This is a genomic window from Sphingomonas sp. 22R3R2A-7 (assembly GCF_036856055.1).
Taxonomy (GTDB): Bacteria; Pseudomonadota; Alphaproteobacteria; order Sphingomonadales; family Sphingomonadaceae; genus Sphingomonas.
This window is the reverse complement of the sequence record NZ_JASPFR010000001.1, coordinates 871605-892878: the sequence shown is the minus strand read 5'-3', so window position 1 is coordinate 892878 and position 21274 is coordinate 871605. Positions and strand designations below refer to the sequence as shown.

Here is a 21274-nt window from a genome sequence, read left to right as displayed (position 1 = left end):
AGGCGAGCCAACAACGGTCCTGACTTCCGATCCCGGCGTCGCAACAGTGTCGGGCAAGAAGATGGGGCCATCATCTTAGATGAGGACCCTGCCATGTCTGGTGATTTCACGGTCGATCTCGGCGATCTCAACTTCATTCTCGCGCAGATCAAGATTGCCGAACGCAATGCCGCCGGTGAATCGCTTGCCGGAATCATGGGGCCACAGGGGCAGCTCATTCCGTACGGGTTGCGGACGGTGGACGGCACCTACAATAACCTGCTGCCGGGGAATGCAGTCTATGGCGCGGCCGACCAGTTGCTGCCGCGGCTGACCACGCCCGTCTTTCGCAATCTCAACGACGGCGGCACCTTCACGCCCGGTCCGGGCGCGCCGACCCTGACCAACACGGATTACGGTACGCCGGGAAGCGTCGTCGATGCCGATCCGCGGCTCATCAGCAACCTGATCGTCGACATGACCAACAGCAATCCCGCGGCGATCGCGGCCTGGTATGTCAACGCGCACGCGCAATCCGCCTATGCCGACGCGCATGACGGCAACCCGCCGCCAAACGGCTATGTCCCGACCGACGAGGAACTGTCGCTCATCCCCAATCTGTCGCCGGACATCGGCCTGTCGCCGTCGTTCAACGCGTGGATGACGTTCTTCGGGCAGTTTTTCGATCATGGGCTCGATCTGATCACCAAGGGGGGCAACGGCACGGTCTTCATTCCGCTCCAGCCCGATGATCCGCTGTACGTCCCCGGCGGCCCGAACTTCATGCCGCTGACGCGCTCGACGCAGTATGACGCCAACGGCAACCAAGTCGTCGGCGGGACCGAGACGGTCAACACTACCACGCCGTTCATCGACCAGAACCAGACCTACACCTCGCACGCGTCGCACCAGGTGTTCCTGCGCGAATACAGGTTCTCGGTCGATTCCGACGGCGACGGCGTCAAGGATCTCGCGGGCCGTCGCGACCGGTCGCCTGCTCGACGGCGCGATCGGCGGCATGGCGACCTGGGGCGACACGAAGGCGCAGGCGCTGTCGATGCTCGGCATCAGGCTCGACGACTACGACGTCCTCAACGTGCCGCTGCTGCTGACCGACGCGTACGGGAAGTTCATCCCGGGCGCGAACGGCTATGCGCAGATCATGCTCAAGGACGGGACGCTGCTCGAAGGCACCGCAGAGGGTGTCGCGATCCCGGCCAATGCGTATTTCACGGGTCACGCCTTCCTCAACGACATCGCGCATCATGCCGAGCCGGTGCTCGTCGATCTCGACCACAACCCGGCGACAGACCCGGTGCGGCAGATCGCGGACACGGATCTGCTCGACTTTAATGGCGACGGCGTCTCGGACGAGGCCGATCTGGTGGCGGGTGCCGCGTTCATCGTCGATGCCAACGAGGACCGCGAGATCACGGTCGCCGATCTCGCCGACGTCAACCTCGACGGCAGGATCGACGCCAGCGATCTCGTCGCCGACGACAATAATCCGCTGACCTACGACAACGAGATGCTCGACGCGCATTTCGTGACCGGCGACGGGCGCGGCAACGAGAATATCGGGCTGACCGCGGTCCACACCATCTTCCATGCCGAGCACAACCGCGTGGTCGAGGCCGACAAGGACACGATCATCGCATCGGGCGATCTGGCGATCGTCAACGAGTGGCTGTTGCCCACCACCGGCACCACGCGCGACGCGATCACGCAGGAGGAGCTCGATGCGATCAACGCGCTGACCGGGAGCGTCAGGGTGGCGGCGATCGACGCGCTGAACTGGGACGGCGAACGGCTGTTCCAGGCTGGGCGGTTCAGCACCGAGATGCAGTATCAGCATCTGGTCTTCGAGGAATTCGCGCGCAAGATCCAGCCGAACGTCGACCCGTTCGTGTTCAGCAATTCGGCCAATATCGACCCTGCGATCACGGCGGAATTCGCGCACGCGGTGTACCGGTTCGGCCACTCCATGCTGACCGACACGATCGAGGTTTCCGATCCGACGCTGACCACCGAGTCGCTGACGCTGGTGGAGGCGTTCCTCAACCCGCAGGCGTTCACCGCCGCGAGCCTCGACGGCGCGACGGGCCTGTATGACGCGGGGACCGCGGCGGGCGACATCATTCGCGGCATGACGCGTGTCGAGGGCAACGAGATCGACGAGTTCGTCGTCGACTCGCTGCGCAACTTCCTCGTCGGATTGCCGCTCGATCTCGCGGCGCTCAACATCGCCCGCGGTCGCGACGCGGGGGTCGCGGCGTTCAACGTCGTGCGCGCGCAGCTCTATGCCGCGACCAACGACGCGCAGCTCAAGCCCTATACGAGCTGGCTCGACTTTGCGCAGAACATCAAGAACCCGGTTTCGATCGTCAATTTCATCGCCGCCTACGGGACGCACCCGCTGATCACCGGGGAGCTGACGCTCGAGGGCAAACGCGCTGCGGCGACGCTGCTGGTGATGGGCGGCGCCGATATGCTCGTCCATGCGAACGCGGCGATGGGCGTCGCGGAGCACACGATCGAGGCACCGACGGACCGGCTCGACTTCCTGCAGAGCAAGGGCAGCTGGGCGCCGAACAACGTCGGCGGCGTGAACACGCATGAGAGCGGTCTGAACCTCGTCGACCTGTGGATCGGCGGCCTGGCCGAGGAGAAGATGGAATTCGGCGGCATGCTGGGTTCGACCTTCAACTATGTGTTCGAACACCAGATGGAGGACCTGCAGAACGGGGACCGGATGTATTATCTGAGCCGTACGCAGGGGCTCAACATGCTTAACGAGCTGGAGAAGAACACCTTTTCCGATCTCGTGATGCGAAATACCAACCTCGGCGATCTTCACTCGACGCACGTCGCCGGGGCGCTCTTCGACACCGCCGACTATACGCTCGAGCTCGATCCGCTGACGCGGCAGATCACCAACCTCGACGAGGATGGCAACTTCCTCGCCGGGGGCACCTTCGATCCGCAATGGTCCATTGCGTTCCAGCAGGCGATCGACCCCAAGGTGGTGCGTATCGCTCCCGGTGCAGACGTCAACGGCGACGGCTTCGACGATGGCGGGCTGCTCAAGTATAGCGGCGGCGAGCATGTCACGCTCGGCGGCACCGAGGGCAACGACTTCCTGTATGGCGACAAGGGTATCGACACGCTGTGGGGCGACGGCGGCGACGATTATCTCAACCCCGGGATGGAGTCGGACGAAGTCTTCGGCGGCGACGGCGACGACATCATCGAGGATCCGTTCGGCGATGATTTCCTGCGTGGCGGCGAGGGCAATGACGTGGTCAGCGCGGGCCCAGGGCTCGACATCATGTTCGGCGGGGGCGGCAACGACTTCATGGTCGGCGGGACCGACGCCAAGGAGATGTTCGCCGGACGCGGCAACGACTTCCTGCTTGGCGGGAGCGGCAGCGACAATCTGATGGGCAACGAGGGCGATGACTGGCTCGAGGGAGGCGACGGTCTCGACAGCCTGACGGGCGAGAATTCGAACCTGTTCTTCAACAGCCCGATCATCGGCCACGACATCATGGACGGTCAGGGCAACGATACCGACTATGACGGCGAAACCGGCGACGACATCATGGTCCAGGGCGCGGGCATCCAGCGCAACAACGGCATGGCGGGGTTCGACTGGTCGATCCACCAGGGGGATGTCGCCAACGCCAATTCCGATCTCGGGCTGAGCGCGGCGGTCAACCAGCAGGCGTTCACGCTGCGCGATCGCAACGACCTGGTCGAAGCGCTGTCGGGCTGGAAGCACGACGATATCCTGACCGGGCGGCAGATCCCGCTCGGGCTGGTCGGTACGGGGGCGAATTTCTCCGATCTGCTCGGCGACACCAATCCGCGGATCCTCGGCAATGATCTGTACGAGGACGGCGTCCGCCGGATCGACGGGCTGCGCGAGCTGCTCGACTTCAAGACCTGGGACGCCAGCAATCTCGATGCACTGGTGATCGACGGCGACACGACCGACGACCTGTTGATCGGCGGTGGCGGGAGCGACGTCATCAAGGGCCGCGCCGGCAACGACATCATCGACGGCGATGCGTATATGCACGTCTTCATCAGCGTGCGGGAGAACAAGGACGGAACCGGTGCCGAGCTGTTCCGCGCCGACTCGCTGAACCAGATCCAGGCACGGCTGCTCGATCGCACGATCAACCCCGGCCAGCTCGTCGCCTCGCGCGAGATCGTCTACCGCGAGACCGTCAACGGCTACGCGATCGGCGCCGCAACGGTGACCGAGGGGACGGACACCGCGGTCTATATCGGCAACCGGTCCGATTTCACGATCACCTTCCGCCCCGACGGACGCGTCAATCTCGTCGACAATATCGGCGACGAAGGCGACGACATGCTGCGCAACATCGAGCATATCCAGTTTGCCGACGGCATCCTCGAGATCAACCGCAAGCACCTCGGCACATTCGCGATCGACCAGACGACGCCGAAGGTCGGCCAGACGCTCGCGGTGACGACCGGGTCGTTCGTCGATTACGACGGGACGACGACATTCTCGCGCCAGTGGCAGCATCTGATCGAGGGCGTGTGGACCGACATTCCCGGCGCGACGGGGGATAGCTACCAGGTCACCGTCGACTATGTCGGCGAGGCGCTCCGGGTCGCGACGAGCTACACCGACAATCGCGGGTTCAGCTCAAGCGGCACCAACCAGTCCGAGGGGGTGGTCTATTCCGATCCGACCGTGCCCGTTGCGGTCCCCGATGATGCCATCGTCGGCGACGGCGATGCGAATACGCTGACGGGTACGGCAAATGCCGATTTCATGCTCGGTCTTGGCGGTGACGACATGCTGCTCGGACTTGGCGGCAACGACCGCCTGTTGGGTGGCGCAGGCGACGATATTCTCGACGGCGGCACGGGTGCCGACGCGATGTCCGGCGGCGTTGGCGACGATACCTATGTCGTCGACGATGCCGGCGACGGCGTCTCGGAAAGCGCCGCGAGCGGCACCGACACGGTGGAAAGCAGCATCAGCTACACGCTGGGGTCGGAGGTCGAGAACCTGGTGCTGACCGGCGTGGCGGCGATCGACGCGACGGGCAACGGCGCGGACAACGTCCTGACCGGCAATGCTGCGGCCAACAGGATCGCCGGTCTGGCCGGCGACGACCAGCTGTTCGGGATGGACGGTGCCGACACGCTGAGTGGCGGCGCGGGGGCAGACCTGCTCGATGGCGGAACGGGCGCCGACACGATGGCCGGCGGACTGGGCGATGACATCTACGTCGTCGACACGGCCGGCGACGGGGTCGATGAAACGGGCGGCGATGGCATCGACAGCGTGCGCAGCAGCATCACCTACACGCTGGCGGCCGCGCTCGAAAACCTGTCCCTCATCGGTGGCGGTGCCATCAACGGCACCGGCAACGCGGGCGCGAACATCCTGACGGGCAATGACGCGGCGAACGTGCTGTCTGGTCTGGGCGGCAACGACACGCTGGTCGGCGGCGGCGGCAACGATACGCTCGATGGTGGAGCTGGAGCGGACGCCATGTCGGGCGGCCTCGGCAATGACAGCTATGTCGTCGACACTATCGGCGACGTCGTCGATGAAATCGGCGGTGACGGCATCGATATCGTCAGCAGCAGCGTCACCTTCACGCTGGCGGACGGCCTCGACAACCTCACGCTGACGGGCACGGCGGCGATCAACGGCACGGGCAATGCCGATCGTAACACGCTGACCGGCAATGCGGCCGCCAACATCCTCTCGGGGCTCGCCGGTGACGACACGCTGTCAGGGCTCGGCGGCAACGACCGGCTGGTCGGGGGCGACGGGGCGGACAGCCTCGACGGCGGTACGGGCGTCGACGTCATGCTCGGCGGTCTGGGCGACGACACGTACGCCGTCGACAACGCTGGCGACGTGGTCGACGAGACGGGCGGTGACGGCGTCGATCTCGTCAGGAGCAGCGTGACCTTCACGCTGGGCGCCAACGTCGAAAACCTGACGTTGCTCACCGGCGCGACCAGCGGCACCGGCAACGCCGCGGCCAATGTCGTGACGGGCAATTCGAGCGCCAACACGCTGACCGGCCTCGCTGGAAACGACACGCTGATCGGTCTCGGCGGCAATGATCGCCTCGTCGGCGGAGAGGGGGCGGATCTGCTCGATGGCGGTACGGGCACCGACACCATGTTGGGTGGGCTGGGCGACGACATCTATGTCGTCGACAGCACCGCCGACGTGGTCGACGAAACCGGCGGCGATGGCGTCGATACGGTGAACAGCAGCGTCAATCTCGCGCTTGCGGCAGGCCTTGAGCGGCTCACACTGACCGGCGCGGCGGCGATCAACGGGCGGGGCAATGCCGCGGCCAACATCCTCACGGGCAATGCTGCCGCCAACAGTTTGTTCGGCATGGACGGCGACGATCAGCTCATCGCTGGTGCGGGTGCCGACACGCTCGACGGCGGCACCGGTGCGGACGTGATGGCCGGCGGCCTTGGCAACGACACGTACCTCGTCGACAATGTCGGCGACGTCGTCGACGAGACCGGCGGCGATGGTGTCGATACCGTCAACAGCAGCGTGACCTTCACGCTGGGGGCGGGGGTCGAGCGCCTGACGCTGACCGGTGTGGCGGCGGTCGATGCCACGGGCAACGCCAACGCCAACATCCTGACCGGGAACGCCGCTGCAAACACGCTGTCCGGTCTCGATGGCTCCGACATATTGCGTGGCGCAGACGGTGCCGACCATCTGCTTGGCGGCGCCGGCGACGACACGCTCGATGGCGGAGCGGGCGTAGACGTGATGTCGGGCGGTCTGGGGAACGATCTCTATATCGTCAACACGGCGGCCGACGTTGTCGACGAGGCCGGCGGGGACGGCGTCGATAGCGTCAGCAGCAGCGTGACCTTCACGCTCGGGACGGATGTCGAGAACCTCACGCTGACGGGTACGCTCGTGATCAACGGATCGGGCAACGGCGCCAACAACAGCCTGTCCGGCAATTCGGCGATCAATATCCTGTCCGGCTTCGAGGGCGACGACTTGCTGCAGGGCTTTGGAGGCAATGACCAGCTGCTGGGCGGCGGCGGCAACGACCGGCTGATCGGCGGAACGGGGAATGACCGTCTCACGGGCGGCGCGGGCACCGATGCCTTCGTGTTCGGCACCGGGCAGGGCAACGATGTCGTGGTCGATTTCGACTTCGACGCGGCGGGTGGGCAGGACCTGCTCGATATCTCGGGGTTCGGGGTCAATGCCGGAAACTTCGGCGCGCAGGTGCTCGTCTCGCAGGTCGGCGCCAATACCGTCATCGCGATCGGCACGCAGACGATCACGCTCGCCGGGGTCAGCGCCGTGACGATCGACCACACCGACTTCGGTCTCTGAGCAGCGGTTGTGGGGGAGCGAAACGGTGAGCAACTTCGGTGACAGGCTACCGGCGGCGGCGCGCGAGGCCCTGGCGGGGTGTCGGGGGCATTTCATCGCCGCGCTGCTGTTCAGCGCGCTGGTGAACATCCTGTACCTCGCCCCCACGCTGTACATGATGCAGGTATACGACCGCGTCGTCCCGACGGGCGGCGTGGTAACCCTGCTCGCGCTGACGCTGGTGCTGGCGGCGGCGATCGCCACGATCGCGATGCTCGAGGCGGTGCGGTCGCGCCTCATGGTCAAGGCGTCGCTCCAGCTCGACGACCGTCTCGCGCGGACGATCCTGGCGCGGCTGATCGCGAAGGGGCAGGGCGGGCGTGGCGACCCGTCCTCCGCGCAGGCGATGCGGGAGTTCGATACGGTACGCCTCGTCATCACCGCGCCGACGCTGATCGGCCTGTTCGACGCACCCTGGACGCCGATCTACGTGATCGCGGCGGTTCTCATCCATCCGCTGCTCGGCCTCTTCGTCGTCTGTGCCGGCGCGATCCTCGTCCTGCTGACCGTGTTTTCCGACCGGGCGACGCGCCGGCTCACGCGAACGGCGCATCGTGCCGCGACGCGATCGGCGATCGTACAGGAAGAGATCGCGCAGCATGCCGAGCTCATTCGCGCGCTCGGCATGGGGGCCGCGATGGTCGATCGCCAGATCGGCGAGCGCGCGCAGGGCCAGGCGGCAGCCGCCAGCGCGCAGATGGCCACGGTCCGCTTCGCCGCGATCGCCAAGTTCATGCGGTTGCTGCTGCAGTCGCTGGCGCTCGGCGTGGCGGCGATGCTCGCGATCGAGCGGCAGATCTCCGTCGGTGCGATCATCGCCGCGTCGGTGCTGTTGAGCCGCGCGCTGCAGCCGATCGAGATGCTGATCGGCGGCTGGGCCAACCTGCAGCACGCGAGCGAAGCCATCGCGTCGCTGAAGCGGCTGCTCGACGACACGAGCGTCGCGTCGGTCGCGACCGCGCTGCCCGCGCCCGAGGGCCGCGTCTCCGCACGGAAGATCGTGGTCCGCAGCCCCGATGGATCGAGCGTGCTCCTCAAAGGCGTCAGCTTCGATGTCGAGCCCGGCCAGATGCTCGGGGTCGTGGGCGCGTCGGGTGCCGGCAAGAGCACGCTGATCCGCGTCCTGGCGGGGGGGATCACCCCCGAAGCGGGCATGGTCATGATCGACGGGGCCGACACGGGCATGTGGGACCCCGAACGGCTTGCGACGTACCGCGGCTATGTCCCGCAGGAGCCGGCGTTCCTGTCGGGAACGATCGCGCAGAACATCGCACGCTTCGCGGCGGCCGATCCGCATCAGGACGAAGACCTCGATCACCGCGTGATCGCCGCGGCGCAGGTGGCGGGATGTCACGCGCTGATCCTGTCGCTGCCAGGCGGTTATGACTGCCCGATCGGCCGTGCCGGCGTCGCGCTGTCCGCCGGCCAGCGTCAGCGCGTCGCGCTCGCGCGCGCGCTGTTCGATGACCCCGCGATCCTGATCCTCGACGAGCCCAATGCAGCACTCGACGCCGAGGGGGAGGCGGCGCTGATCCGCGCGCTCGACGCGACGCGACGGCGGGGCGCTACGGTCATCGTGGCGGCACATCGAACCGGGGTGCTGGCTGCCGCCGATCGCCTGCTGGTGCTCAGCAACGGCGCGGTCGACTGTCAGGGCCCCGCCGACGACGTGCTGGCGGTGCTGGCCAAACGCGCGGGCGAAACCTCCGGCAACGTCGTCGGATTGAAAGGAGCCACGGCATGACCGCTATCGACCACACGCCGCGGAGCGAGATCCGGCTCGGCCTGCGCGTCGCCGCCTTGTTCTTCATCGGGTTGCTGGGAGGCGCCGCCATGGTGCCGCTCGATTCGGGCGTCTATGCGCACGGCACGGTGATGGTCTCGGGCAAGCGGCAGGCGGTCCAGAACCGCGACGGCGGCGTGGTCACCGCCTTGCACGTTCGCGAGGGCGCCAGGGTCGTCCGCGGGCAGGTGCTGCTCGAGATATCGTCCGCCGACCTGCACGCGCTCGAACGCGGGATGACCTCCGAATTGCTGATGCTCTACGCGCAGCGCGAGCGGCTACATGCCGAGCGCGAGGGGCGCCGCGTCATCGTCGAACCGGTCGAGTTTCGCGACCTGCCTGCCGCCGACCGCATCCTCGCCGACGATTCGCTGCGCGGACAGCGGCTATGGCTGACCGCGCGGCTGCGCACGGCGCAGACCGAAAAGGCGGTCTGGATGCAGCGGGCGCATGCCAATCAGGAACAGATTGGCGGGTTCACGCAGCAGATCGACTCGAACCGCCGGCAACATTCGCTGCTGACCGACGAGCTGGAGGGCATGCGGATCATCGCGCAAAAGGGCTATGCGTCCGTCAACCGGATCCGCGCGCTCGAACGCGATCAGGCAGCGCTCGATGGCGAACGCGGCGCGCTCGGCGCGCAGATCCTGCAGACCCGCGATCTCGATCGGCGAGGCGCAATTGTCCGCGGCAGGGGTCGATCGCCGGCAGCGCGAGGAAGTCGAAGGCAGCCTTCGCGACCTGCTCGTGCGGATGAACGAGCTCCGCCCGAAGCTGCTCGCCGCGCGTGAGCAGCTCGCGCGGTCGCTGGTCCGCGCGCCGGTGACGGGTACGATCGTCGGCCTGTCGGTGTTCACGGTGGGCGGCGTCGTATCGCCCGGGCAGATGCTGATGGAAATCGTCCCGCAGCAGCGCCAGCTTGTCGTCGAGGTGCAGGTCTCCCCCGACGACGCCGACGATCTTCATGCGGGGCAGACGACGCAGGTCCGCTTTTCGGGCTTTCACGACCGCACGATGCCCGTTCTCGATGCGCGCATCGAGTCGGTGTCGGCGGACAGCTTCACCGAGGAACGGACCGGCAACCGCTATTACCGCGCCGAGGCATCGCTGCTCGCGCACAGCGACCGGTTGCTGACGGCACTCAAGGGTAAGGGCGCCCTGAAACCGGGGATGCCCGCGGAGATCCTCATCCCGCTGAAGAGGCGATCGGCGCTCGATTACCTGCTGGGCCCGGTGATAGACGGGATCTGGAAAGCGGGCAGGGAGGCCTGAGACTGGACGACGGCAGGCCGGTCGGGCGACACCGCGGGTCGCGATCCTCGTCGACGCCGGTTCGCTTTCACGAAAGGGGCAAGGGCATATCCATGATCCGATTTCCCTCGTCGGCGGCGATCGCCGTCTCAAACCTGCTGCTCTCGACATCCGCGTTCGCGCAGCAGGCCGACATATCCAAAACCAGGGTCGCGACCGCGCCGCAGCCAGCCATACTCGAAACACCCGACATCATCGTCACCGCGCTCAAGCGTCCGCAGGCGCTTCAGGACGTGGCCGCCAGCGTCACCATCCTGCCTGCCGAGCTGCTGCGCCGCCTCGATGCGCAGGATTTCTCGCGCGTCGCGGACTCGGTGCCGGGCGTGGCGTTCGCGACGACGGGCGTCGGCAATGCGCAATACATCATCCGTGGTGTCGGCGGGGTGGGCTTCGTCCAGTCGCCGACCACGGGGGTCTATCTCGACGAAACCCCGCTCCAGACGCGCGCGCTGCGCGGCTTTTCCCAGCCGGATCCGCAGCTGTTCGACGTCGCGCGCGTCGAGGTCCTGCGCGGGCCGCAGGGCGTGCTGTTCGGATCGTCGACGATGGGCGGCCTCGTCCGCATCGTCACGAACCAGCCCGACGCCACGGCCATCGCTGCGCAGGGACAGGCGGGCGTCGCGACGGTCAAGGATGGCGGCACGAGCCGGGACGCCAGAGCGATGCTCAACCTGCCGATTGTCGCCGATGCGCTGGCGCTGCGCATCTCGGGCGGGATCGTCCGGCAGGGAGGATGGATCGACGATCTGCGACCGACCACGGGCAACCTGACCGAAAACGCCGGAACGTCGGCGGTCCGCAAGGACGTCAACTGGACGCGGACGGCCACCGTTCGCGCCGCGCTGCGCTGGGACGTCACGCCGAGCCTGACGATCACGCCATCGCTGATCTGGCAGGACGGCTACAGCAACGCGGATCGGCCGCACAGCGACGTGACGTTCGGCAAGCGGGCGCGGCTGAAGGCGCGGTACGCGGACACGTTCGCCAAGGACAGGTTCGCCATCGGCACGCTTCTGGTCGAGCGCCGGTTCGACCTGCTTGGCGGGTTCACGCTGTCATCCAGCTCGTCCTGGCTCGACCGCCGCAACCGGCTCTCGTTCGACGTGACCGCGTTCGATTCGCCGATCGTCGAAGCCGTCGTCGGGCCTGGACCCGGCGGCACGCTGTACCCGACGCCGCTCGTGGATTTCGGTCGCACGAAACAGTTCACGCAGGAGGTGCGCGCGGTGTCCGACGGCGCCGGCCCGCTGCAATATGTCCTCGGCGGCTTCTACCGCGGGCTTCGCCAGGAGTCCGGGCGCACGATCACCGTTGCCGACCTGTTCGGCGTGCCCGCGCCGCTGCCGCTCGGCGCGAGCAGCCCGGCCGTCATCCAGGACGCCACGGTGCGCTTTCGCGAGCGGGAGGTCGCGGCGTTCGGCGAGCTGACCTATGCGGTCGTGCCACGCGTCAAGATTGCCGCGGGCGCGCGGGTCTTTGCCTATCGCCAGCGCGAGGCGAGCCGGCGGTACGGCATCGGTGGCGTCGCAGGGGGCGATCTCGCCTACGACTATGACGAACGCAACCGCGAGAACGGCGTCACGCCGCGCATCTCGCTGAGCTATGCGCCGAGCCGCGAGGCCATGGTCTATGCGAGCTATTCGCAGGGGTTCCGCACCGGCGGCGTCAACGCACCCGTGACCGACGCTATCTGCTCCCCCGCGGAACGTCGCGTGGCGGGCATCCCCGACGTACCGCCACCCTATGACAGCGACCGGACCGACAATTACGAGATCGGCGCCAAGACCAGCCTGTGGGATGGCCGCCTGCGGATCAACGGCGCGGCCTATGCGATCGACTGGAAGGCGTATCAGCAGGCGTTCCAGACCGCGTGCGGGATCAACAACGCGACGACGATTTCCTTCACCGTCAACGCCGGTCGCGTCCGCAGCCGGGGCGGAGAGCTCGAGCTGTCAGCATCGCCGATCCGCGGGCTCGATCTTCATGCGGGTGGTTCGTTCACCGACGCGACCTACCGGAACGACGTCCCCAACCTGATCCTGCCCGCGGGATCGCGCGTGCTCGACGTGCCGCGCTGGGCGTGGAACGCGCGCGGCGAATATGCGGTACCGCTCACGGCAGGGGTGACCGCCAGCCTGTTCGCCGCGGCGCGTCACGTCGGCGCGTCGAACAGCGGGTTCGGTGAGGGTGAGGTGCTGCCGCGTCCGGCCTATACGCTGGTCGATGTTTCCGCAGGCGTGCGGAGGCGCGAGGGGCTTGGCGTCGACCTGTTCGTCACCAACCTGTTCGATGCCGTTCCGGTGTTCGGGCAGGAATTCACGACGTCGCCGGGCAACACCACCGCGACCAGCTATTTCTCGTATCTCGTCGGCCCACCGCGGACGGTCGGGATACGCGTAACCCGGGGATTGTGAGGGGGGCGTGAGCGATTGCGCGCGTCGCCGTCCCGGACTGCCGATGCACGCGCGACGACAATCGCGAGTGCGAGGAGTGGAGCAACAAATCTGACGCGCGCAGGTCATGACGACGACACGGCGAGGCCGCCAAACTGCAACAGGCGCTCTCTAATCCCCGCTCGTCCGGGCCGGTTGGCTTGGAGGGGGGACACACGACATGTTGCATTATTCACGCCTGCTCTGGGCGACGCTGCCGCTTACGCTTGCTGCTCTGGGTGCCGCGCAGCCGGTCCGTGCGCAGACCGACGCGCGCACGCCCGGCACGGTTGGCCAGACGCCGACACCTGCGCCGACGGCGGGGACCGCCGATCTTGACGCCGATGCCGCGGGGGATATCGTCATCGCCGGCTCCTATGCGCAAAGCCTTGCCGCCGCGACCGAGACGAAGCGGCAGGCCGGCTACGGGGTGGACGCGATCAACGCCACCGACATCGGCAAGTTTCCCGCGCAGAACGTGGCCGAAGCGCTCCAGCTCGTTCCCGGCGTCACGATCACCCGCCCGCGCGGCGAGGGGCTGTACGTCAGCGTCCGCGGGCTTGGTCCGCAGTTCCAGAGCACGCTGCTCAACGGCCGCCCGGTGGCGATCAACGACCTGATCGAGAATGGCGGCGCGAACGGACGTCAGTTCCGGTTCGAGATGCTGCCCGCCGAATTCGTGTCGCAGATCGACGTGGTCAAGACGCCGACCCCGGACATGACCGAGGGCGCGCTGGGCGGCAATATCGACGTGAAGACGTTCCGTCCGCTCGACGTCGGCACGAAGACCACGGTCAACCTGCGCGGCACCTACACGACGCTGACCGACAAGGTGAAACCGAACGCGACCGCGCTGACGAGCGCGACGACCGAGGACGGGACCTTCGGGATCCTCGCCGCCGCGCAATATTGGGGCAAGCAGGTCCGCAACGACCGGTCGTACAATACCGGCTGGTATCTCGACAAATTCGCCTCCGCGCTCGGCGCCGGTTTCTATACGCCGGGGCGCACGCGGCCGACCGTCGAGACCGAGGATCGCAAGCGCCTGTCGGGGCTGATCTCGGCACAGTGGAAGCCGAGCGCCGAGCTGGAAACCACGCTCGACGTGCTCGCGACGCGGCTCGACATCGCCTATGACGAATATGGGCTCGACATCTATCCCGACGACGCCAGCGTCGCGGGTCACCGGCCCGTCCTGGTGCCCGGATCGGTCAAGCTCGACGGCAATGCCGTGATTGCGGCGACGATCAACGACGTGCGGTTCATGGGCACGCGCGAATACAGCCTCAACCGTCACGACCTGATCACGGTCGGGCTGAAACAGGCCTGGACCCCCGAGGGCTGGCATGTCGTCGCCAATGCCAACTGGTCGTTCGCGCACAGCTATCACCCGAGCTACGCCGAGGGCACGGTGCGAAGCCGCATCCAGTTCTTCGCGCCGCTCAGCTATGACTCGTCGGGCGGGTACAAGGTGGCGCCGTCGCTTTCCACCCCGGTCAACGTGCTCGATCCCGCCAACTATACGCTCTACCCGTTCAACATCGCGCCGAAGAACAGCAAGGACTGGGACACCTACGGCCGGCTCGACGTCGATCACGAGATGGACGGCCTCATCACCAAACTGGCGGCCGGCGGTGAATATCACTGGCGCAAACGCGATTACCGCCGTCGCGATTTCACCGTGAACCCCGCGGCCAACACGTCGCTGACCGGCTTTGCACCGAACGGCTTCGAGGAGCTGCCGTTCGACGACTTCCTGTCCGGCGTCGGCGGCAACATCCCGCGCACCTGGCTCGTGCCGATCACGAGCGTCTTCTACGACAAGCTGTTCACCGCCGCGATCGCCAACAGCCCGCTGTCGCCAGGGGATTTGCGCGCCTCCTATGTCGTCACGGAAAAGACCGCGGGCGGCTATGTCCGTGCCGACTATGCCTTCCCGCTCGGCAGCGTCGCGGTCAGCGGCAATGTCGGCGTCCGCTATGTCCACACCGATCAGGTGGCGAGCGGCACGCTGACCACCGGCAGCGTGGCGACACCGGCTAGCTTCCCGCAGACGTTCAGCAACTGGTTGCCGAGCTTCAACCTGCGCGCCGAGCTGACGCGCGATCTGGTCGGGCGTCTCGCCGCCAGCCGGGTGCTGACGCGCCCGAACGTGACGCAGAGCGCGCCGCAGATCAGCGTGTCGACCGACCAGCCGACCGCGAGCGGTGGCAACCCCGCGCTGCAACCGTTCCTCGCGACCCAATTCGACGGATCGCTCGAATGGTATTTCAACCGGTCCGGCTCGTTGACCGGCGCGCTGTTCTACAAGGCGATGGACGATTACATCACCGCGCAGAACATCAATGTCGAGATCCCGGGTCGCGGCACGGTGCTGCTCAGCACGCAGGTCAATGGCGGCAGTGCCAAGGTCTATGGCGCAGAAGCCGCCTATAACCAGGTGTTCACCTTCTTGCCCGCGCCGTTCGACGGGCTGGGCGTCCAGGCATCCTATACGCACACCTCGGTCGGGGCGAGCTACACCGCCGGCGCGCGCCCGATCAAGGACCAGCTGATCGGCCTGTCGAAGAACAGCTTCAACGTCGTCGGCTTCTACGACAAGGGGCCGCTGGCGGCGCGGCTCTCCTACACCTGGCGCGACAAATATCTGGCGGGGATCGGCAGCACCACGCAGGTGCCGACCTATGTCGCGGCGTTCGGATCGCTCGACGGCAATATCTCGGTGCGCGCCACGGACGATCTGACCTTCAGCGTCGAGGCGATCAACATCGCCAATGCCAATAGCTACAGCTACAATGAAAGGGAGATTCAGTTCGGCGAGATCAACAATTACGGCCGCACGATCCTGTTCGGCGTGCGGGCGCAGTTCTGATGCTCAGGGGAATGATCCTGTCCGCCGTCGCGCTGGTCTCGACCGGGGCGGCGGCGCAGCGGGCGATGAACGACATTCAGGTCGTCGGCTCGCACAACAGCTTCAAGGCACGGATCCCCGCCGCGGTGATGGCGAAGATCCGCGCCGCCGACCCGCGGCTCGCGCAAGGCCTCGATTATTATCACCTGCCGCTCGCGCAGCAGCTCGATCGCGGGGTGCGCCAGATCGAGATCGACGTGTTCGCCGATCCCCGGGGCGGGCGGTACGCGTCGCCAAAGGGCGAGGCGTTGGCGAAGGCGGCGGGGGAGACAACCGGCTTCGACGAGGCCGCGATGCGCAGGCCGGGGTTCAAGGTCTTCCACATTCCCGATGTCGACTATCTGAGCAGCTGCGTGACGTTGGTACGGTGTCTCGGCGAGGTGGATCGCTGGTCGCGCGCGCACCCGCGGCATCTGCCGATCATGATCACCATCAACGCCGCCGACACGCCGTCAGATCGCCCGGGGATTACCGCCCCCATAGCGCTCGACGACGCGCGGCTGCTCGACGCGCTCGACGGCGAGATCCGCTCGGTGCTGCCCGGCAAGCGGCTGATCACCCCCGACGAGGTGCGCGGTGCGGCGCCCACCCTGCGCGACGCGGTGCACGCGCAAGGCTGGCCGACGCTGGCGGCGGCACGGGGCCGGATCTACGTGCTGCTCGACGTGCGCAAGCCCGTGTCCGACGTCTACCGCGACGGCCATCCGTCGCTTGCCGGTCGGGCGATGTTCGGCTGGTATCCCGACGACCAGCCGGAGTCCGCGATCCAGATCGTCCAGGACCCGCTGAGCGACGCAGCGCAGATCACGCGCTGGGTGCGCGACGGCGTGATCGTGCGGACGCGTACCGATGCGAACACGGTCGAGGCGCGCCGCCGCGACCACGCCAAGGCGGATGCGGCAATGGCCAGCGGCGCGCAGGCCGTCAGCACCGACTATTATCCCGGCGCCCCCGATCCGTTGGCGACGGGCTTCGTGGTCACGCTGCCGGGGGGACGATGGCGCGGTGCAGCCCGGTGCGCGTTGCCGGCGGATGCAGGGTGCGGCCGTGAGGGTGCCGCGCCTGCTGACCGTGCTCGCGACGCTGTGCGCGGCCGCGGGGGTGATGCCCGGACCGGTCGCAAGCGCCGCGCCGACGCGCGCGCTGGTGGTCGAGCGGGCGGTGCTGGTGATGCGGCACGGCATCCGCGCGCCGCTCGATGGCGAGGTGCCGCTGGGCACGCGAACGCGCGCGCCCTGGCCGCTATGGCCGGTCGCGGAAAGCCGGATTACCCCGCACGGCGTCCGTGCGCTTGAGCATGTCGCCGCGTATGACCGGCGCCTGCTCGCGGCGCACGGGCTGTTCGCGGCGAACGGCTGCCCGGGGGATGGCGTCCGGATCAGGTCCAACACGTCGGCCCGGACGATCGCCAGCGGCAGCGCGTATGCGGACGGCTTCGCCCCCGGTTGCGCGCTCGTCGTCGAGCATCAGCCGCTCGGCACAATCGATCCGATCTTCGAACCGCTTCGTGCGCGGGCGACCGCGTTCGACGCGGCGGCCGCGATTGCAGCGATCAACCGTGACACGGGCGGCATGGCCGCGCTTGCCCGCCGTCATCGGGGCGCGCTCGCCCGGCTCGACATGGTGCTCGGCTGCACCCCGGCGGCAGGAGGATGCCTGTCCGCGGGAGCGCCTGCCGTCGGCGCGAGCCCCGACGGCCACGACCTCGTTCTCGCCGGACCGATCCGCGCCGCATCGGGCATCGCGCAGGTGCTGCTGCTGCAGGAGGTCGAGGGTTTGCCGCGCGAGCATGTCGGCTGGGGCAGGGCGGATGCTGCGACGCTGAAACAGCTCGGCGCGCTTCACGCTGCGCTGTTTGCCGTGTTCACCCGTCCCCCGTACATGGCCGCGCATCAGACAGCAGCGCTCGGCCGGGAAGTCCTCTCTGCGCTGTCCGACAAGGGGCCGCGGCTGACGGTGCTGATGGGCCACGACACCAACGTCACCGCACTCGCCGCAGCCCTGCGGATCGATCTGAAGACACCCGGCTATGCGACGAACGACGTCCCGCCGGGTGGAGCGTTGCTCGTCGAGCGACTGCACGACGTCCGTACCGGCGCCCGCGTCGTGCGCATGTCGTACCGCACGCAGTCGCCCGCGACGCTGCGCGAACTCGGGCGGTCGGCGTCGCTCGTGGCGCTCAAGATACCAGGCTGCGCGGCACCGTGTCCCGCCGCGACCTTTGACCGGCTGCTCCGGTCGCGCCTAGCACCGCTTCGACCGGCAGTTTCTTGATGCTCCCGCATTGACCGGAGCGACCGTCCCGGACCATCAGGGGCGCCATGACCAAGAGCAAAGGCCGCACCGGCGCCCATGCGCGCGCCAATATCCAGCCTCCGCCGACGCTTGCCGAGGTCGAGGCGGCAAAGCTGGCGGTGGCACAGATCGAAGGCCGTCTCGCCGGCCTCGCCGCCGGGCACCCTTCGGTGAAGATCTGGAAGGCCCGGCTGCGTCCGGCGCAGGCGATAATCGCGCGCGCTCCACGCGACTGAAGTGCCGGGCGTACCGCGGCCGTGGCGACGCGCAGGCTAAACCGGCTTGTGCGATGCTGTCATGCTCGTCCGGTATTCACGGGCAGGCGGACGACAAACCCCAGCGCTTCTCCCTCCACCAGCGCCAATTCCCCCGAAGCCGCCTCCAACAACGATCGTGAGATCGCGAGGCCGAGACGGATGGCGATCAGTCCTGCATCGGCCTGGCAGCTGTCTTCCCGGATCGTGACCAGGACGGTCCCGGCCCGCTCGCGGAGCCGATGTGATCCGTGTCCGGTTGCCGTGCAGATTCCGTGCAGCTTTTATATCCAAACCCGGCCGGTCTCTCGCCCGCCTGCGTTGTCGTCGCCGCGACGTCGGCCTAGCCATGCTGCGGGGGACATCGGTCGCATGAGGCGCGGAAATCAGGTCATGCTGTGTTTCGTAACGAAGCGTTACGATCTGTCGGCTACGCGTCTGCCGATGCAGAACCAAGGCCAGCGTGCATGTTCGCGATCTTCCTGACGCCCGCCTATGCGCCGTTCGCGATCGCGTTCGTCGTGATGATCGGGATCGGGGTGATCGAGGCGGTCGGCCTGGGGCTCGGGCAGCTCGATCTCGACGCCGACCTCCATGCCGATGCCGAAAGCGGCGGCCTGCTCGACTGGCTCGGGATCGGTCGTGACCTGCCGATCCTGATCTGGCTGACGTCGCTGCTCGGCTGCTTCACGCTTGCCGGCATCGCTATCCAGCAGGTCGCGACCGCGCTGACCGGGGACACGCTGCACTGGGGGCTGGCCTCGGGCGGTGCCTTGGTCGCCGGGATACCGCTCAATACGCTCGCCGCCAACAACCTTGCCCGGATCATGCCCGGGTTCGAAACCAGCGTGATCTCGACCGACGACTTCCTTCGTCGCCGTGGCACCATCCTGGAAGGCACCGCCCGCCGCGGATCGCCCGCCCGCGCGAAGATCGTCGACCAGCACGGCCAGGCGCATTTCATCATGGTCGAGCCGCATGACGACACCGACGCGATCGCCGCCGGCGAGACCGCGCTCATCGTCCGCCGCGACGGCAAACTCTTCTACGCGCTGCCCGAGGCGAACGCGCTTCTTCAGCCGATCCGACCACAATCATAACCGGGGAGGGTCTCATGCCCGAACAGCTTCTGAACGTCCTGATCTACGCCGGCATCGTGCTCTTCGCGCTGGTCGTGATCGGCATCATCCTGACCCGGCTGTACCGCCGCGCGACCAAGGACGTGGCACTGATCCGCACCGGCTTTGGCGGCGAGAAGGTTGTGCTCAACGGCGGCATCATGGTGATCCCGGTGCTTCACGAACTGATGCAGGTCCGTCTGACGACCGTAAAGCTGGAGGTGTCGCGCCTCAACAAGGACGCGCTCATCACGCTCGACAAGCTGCGTGTCGACGTTGTCGGGCTGTTCCACATCAAGGTGAAGCCCGATGCGGAATCGATCGCCGCAGCCGCGCAGACGCTGGGTGACTCGGTCAACAGCCCCGACGCAGTAAAGTCGCTGCTCGACGGCAAGCTCGTCTCGGCATTGCGATCGGTCGCGGCGACGATGACGATGGAGCATCTCCACGCCAACCGCGCCGACTTCATTCAGAAGGTGCAGGAGGCGCTGATGACCGACCTGGACATGAACGGTTTCCAGCTCGAGTCGGTCAGCATCACGCATTTCGACCAGACCGCGTTCGAGCATTTCAACGAGAACAACGCGTTCGATGCCGAGGGGCTGACCGTGCTCACGCGGACGATCGAGGAGCGCAAGAAGATCCGCAACGACATCGTCGCGACCAACCGCGTCGAGATCGAGCAGCGTAACCTCGATGCGAACAACCAGTCGCTCGAGATCGCGCAGGCCGCTGAACAGGCGCGACTGACGCAGGAGCAGACCTTGTCGGCTCGCCGTGCCGAACAGGCGACCGCGATCGCCACCGCCGAGGCCGAGCAGACGCGCCTCGCCGAGATCGCGCGCATCACCGCCAACCAGGCGCAGACGGTCGCGCAGACCGAGGCGGACAAGGTCATCAAGACCGCGACGATCGCGCGCGACGGTGCGATCCAGACCGCGACGATCGAACGCGACCGCACCATCGAGATCGCGCGCATCACGACGGCCGTGCAGACCGCGCAGAAGTCCGAGGAGGAGTCGACCGCCACCGCGGCCGCGAACGAGGCGCGTGCGCTTGCTGTGCGGGCGGAGGAGAGCGTCGCGACGGCCAAGGCGACCGAGATCGCCAACCGCAACAAGAACGTCGCGGTGATCGCCGCCACGCAGCGTGCGCAGGAAGAGGCCGTCGGCATCACCGTCGCCGCGACCGCCGAGAAGGAGGCCGCCGAGGCACGCGCGAGCGCGCTGCGTACCGAAGCGACCGCCGAAGCCGATGCCGAAAAGGCGCGCGCAGAGGGACGCGAGGCGGCGTTCAAGGTCGATGCGGCGGGGCAGGCTTCGCTGAACGAGGCGACCAACCTGCTGAGCGACGCGCAGACCGCGTTGCTGGTCCGTCGCGCGATGCTCGAAGCGCTCCCCGCGATCATCGCCGCCGCGAGCAAGCCGATGGAGAACATCGACAAGATCAGCATCGTCGATGCCAGGGGGATTCACGGCGACGGCGGCGATGCCGCGGCGAGCAGCGGCCAAGGCAATCTCGCCGACGCGGCCGTTGCCGCAGCGATGCGCTACCGCGTCGGCGGCCCGCTGATCGACGGCTTGATGGCCGAGCTCGGCATGACGGGCAGTTCGTTGAACGGCATGCTCGCCGGGAGCAACGCTGACGGAGCGCCACACGCGGATCTCCCCAAAACGCCTGCTGCCCTCAACGGCGGATCAGCGACCGCGTCGGAGTGAAACGACAGGGCGGCCTTCGTCATCCGTTGGCCTATTGCGAGGCC

12 protein-coding genes are annotated in these 21274 nt (G+C 67.3%); all 12 read left to right on the top strand.

What is annotated here, in order from left to right:
* Positions 1-93 precede the first annotated feature (93 nt).
* The gene (locus tag QP165_RS04070) at positions 94-1332 is read left to right on the top strand and encodes a peroxidase family protein (RefSeq protein WP_333993980.1); all 1239 of its coding nucleotides are present in this window, start codon (positions 94-96) and stop codon (positions 1330-1332) included.
* Between the two features lie 175 nt (positions 1333-1507).
* Complete coding sequence (locus QP165_RS04065) at positions 1508-7369, top strand: peroxidase family protein (protein ID WP_333996942.1); 5862 nt, start codon at positions 1508-1510, stop codon at positions 7367-7369.
* Between the two features lie 25 nt (positions 7370-7394).
* Entirely contained in the window at positions 7395-9152 is a 1758-nt protein-coding gene (locus QP165_RS04060; RefSeq protein WP_333993978.1) for a type I secretion system permease/ATPase, read from the top strand.
* Positions 9149-9982: a biotin/lipoyl-binding protein gene (locus tag QP165_RS04055; protein WP_333993976.1), complete on the top strand. Its 834-nt coding sequence runs from the start codon at positions 9149-9151 to the stop codon at positions 9980-9982. Before QP165_RS04060 ends, QP165_RS04055 begins: the two co-directional genes overlap by 4 nt.
* A complete protein-coding gene (locus tag QP165_RS04050; protein WP_333993975.1) occupies positions 9945-10463 on the top strand; it encodes an HlyD family efflux transporter periplasmic adaptor subunit in 519 nt (172 codons plus the stop codon). The genes QP165_RS04055 and QP165_RS04050 overlap by 38 nt, the downstream gene beginning before the upstream one ends.
* A 92-nt stretch (positions 10464-10555) precedes the next feature.
* Complete coding sequence (locus QP165_RS04045) at positions 10556-12916, top strand: TonB-dependent receptor (RefSeq protein ID WP_333993973.1); 2361 nt, start codon at positions 10556-10558, stop codon at positions 12914-12916.
* A 199-nt stretch (positions 12917-13115) separates the two neighbouring features.
* Complete coding sequence (locus QP165_RS04040) at positions 13116-15806, top strand: TonB-dependent receptor (RefSeq protein ID WP_333993972.1); 2691 nt, start codon at positions 13116-13118, stop codon at positions 15804-15806.
* 11 nt (positions 15807-15817) lie between these two features.
* Positions 15818-17140, top strand: coding sequence for a Ca2+-dependent phosphoinositide-specific phospholipase C (locus tag QP165_RS04035; protein ID WP_333993971.1), 1323 nt, complete (start codon positions 15818-15820; stop codon positions 17138-17140).
* The gene (locus QP165_RS04030) at positions 17052-18119 is read left to right on the top strand and encodes a histidine-type phosphatase (RefSeq protein ID WP_333996941.1); all 1068 of its coding nucleotides are present in this window, start codon (positions 17052-17054) and stop codon (positions 18117-18119) included. The genes QP165_RS04035 and QP165_RS04030 overlap by 89 nt, the downstream gene beginning before the upstream one ends.
* 47 nt (positions 18120-18166) lie before the next feature.
* Positions 18167-18376, top strand: coding sequence for a hypothetical protein (locus QP165_RS04025; RefSeq protein ID WP_056015433.1), 210 nt, complete (start codon positions 18167-18169; stop codon positions 18374-18376).
* A 485-nt stretch (positions 18377-18861) separates the two neighbouring features.
* On the top strand, positions 18862-19494 hold the full coding sequence (locus QP165_RS04020; protein ID WP_333993968.1) for a YqiJ family protein: 633 nt from the start codon (positions 18862-18864) through the stop codon (positions 19492-19494).
* Between the two features lie 14 nt (positions 19495-19508).
* The gene (locus tag QP165_RS04015; protein WP_333993966.1) at positions 19509-21230 is read left to right on the top strand and encodes a flotillin family protein; all 1722 of its coding nucleotides are present in this window, start codon (positions 19509-19511) and stop codon (positions 21228-21230) included.
* Positions 21231-21274: the final 44 nt, after the last annotated feature.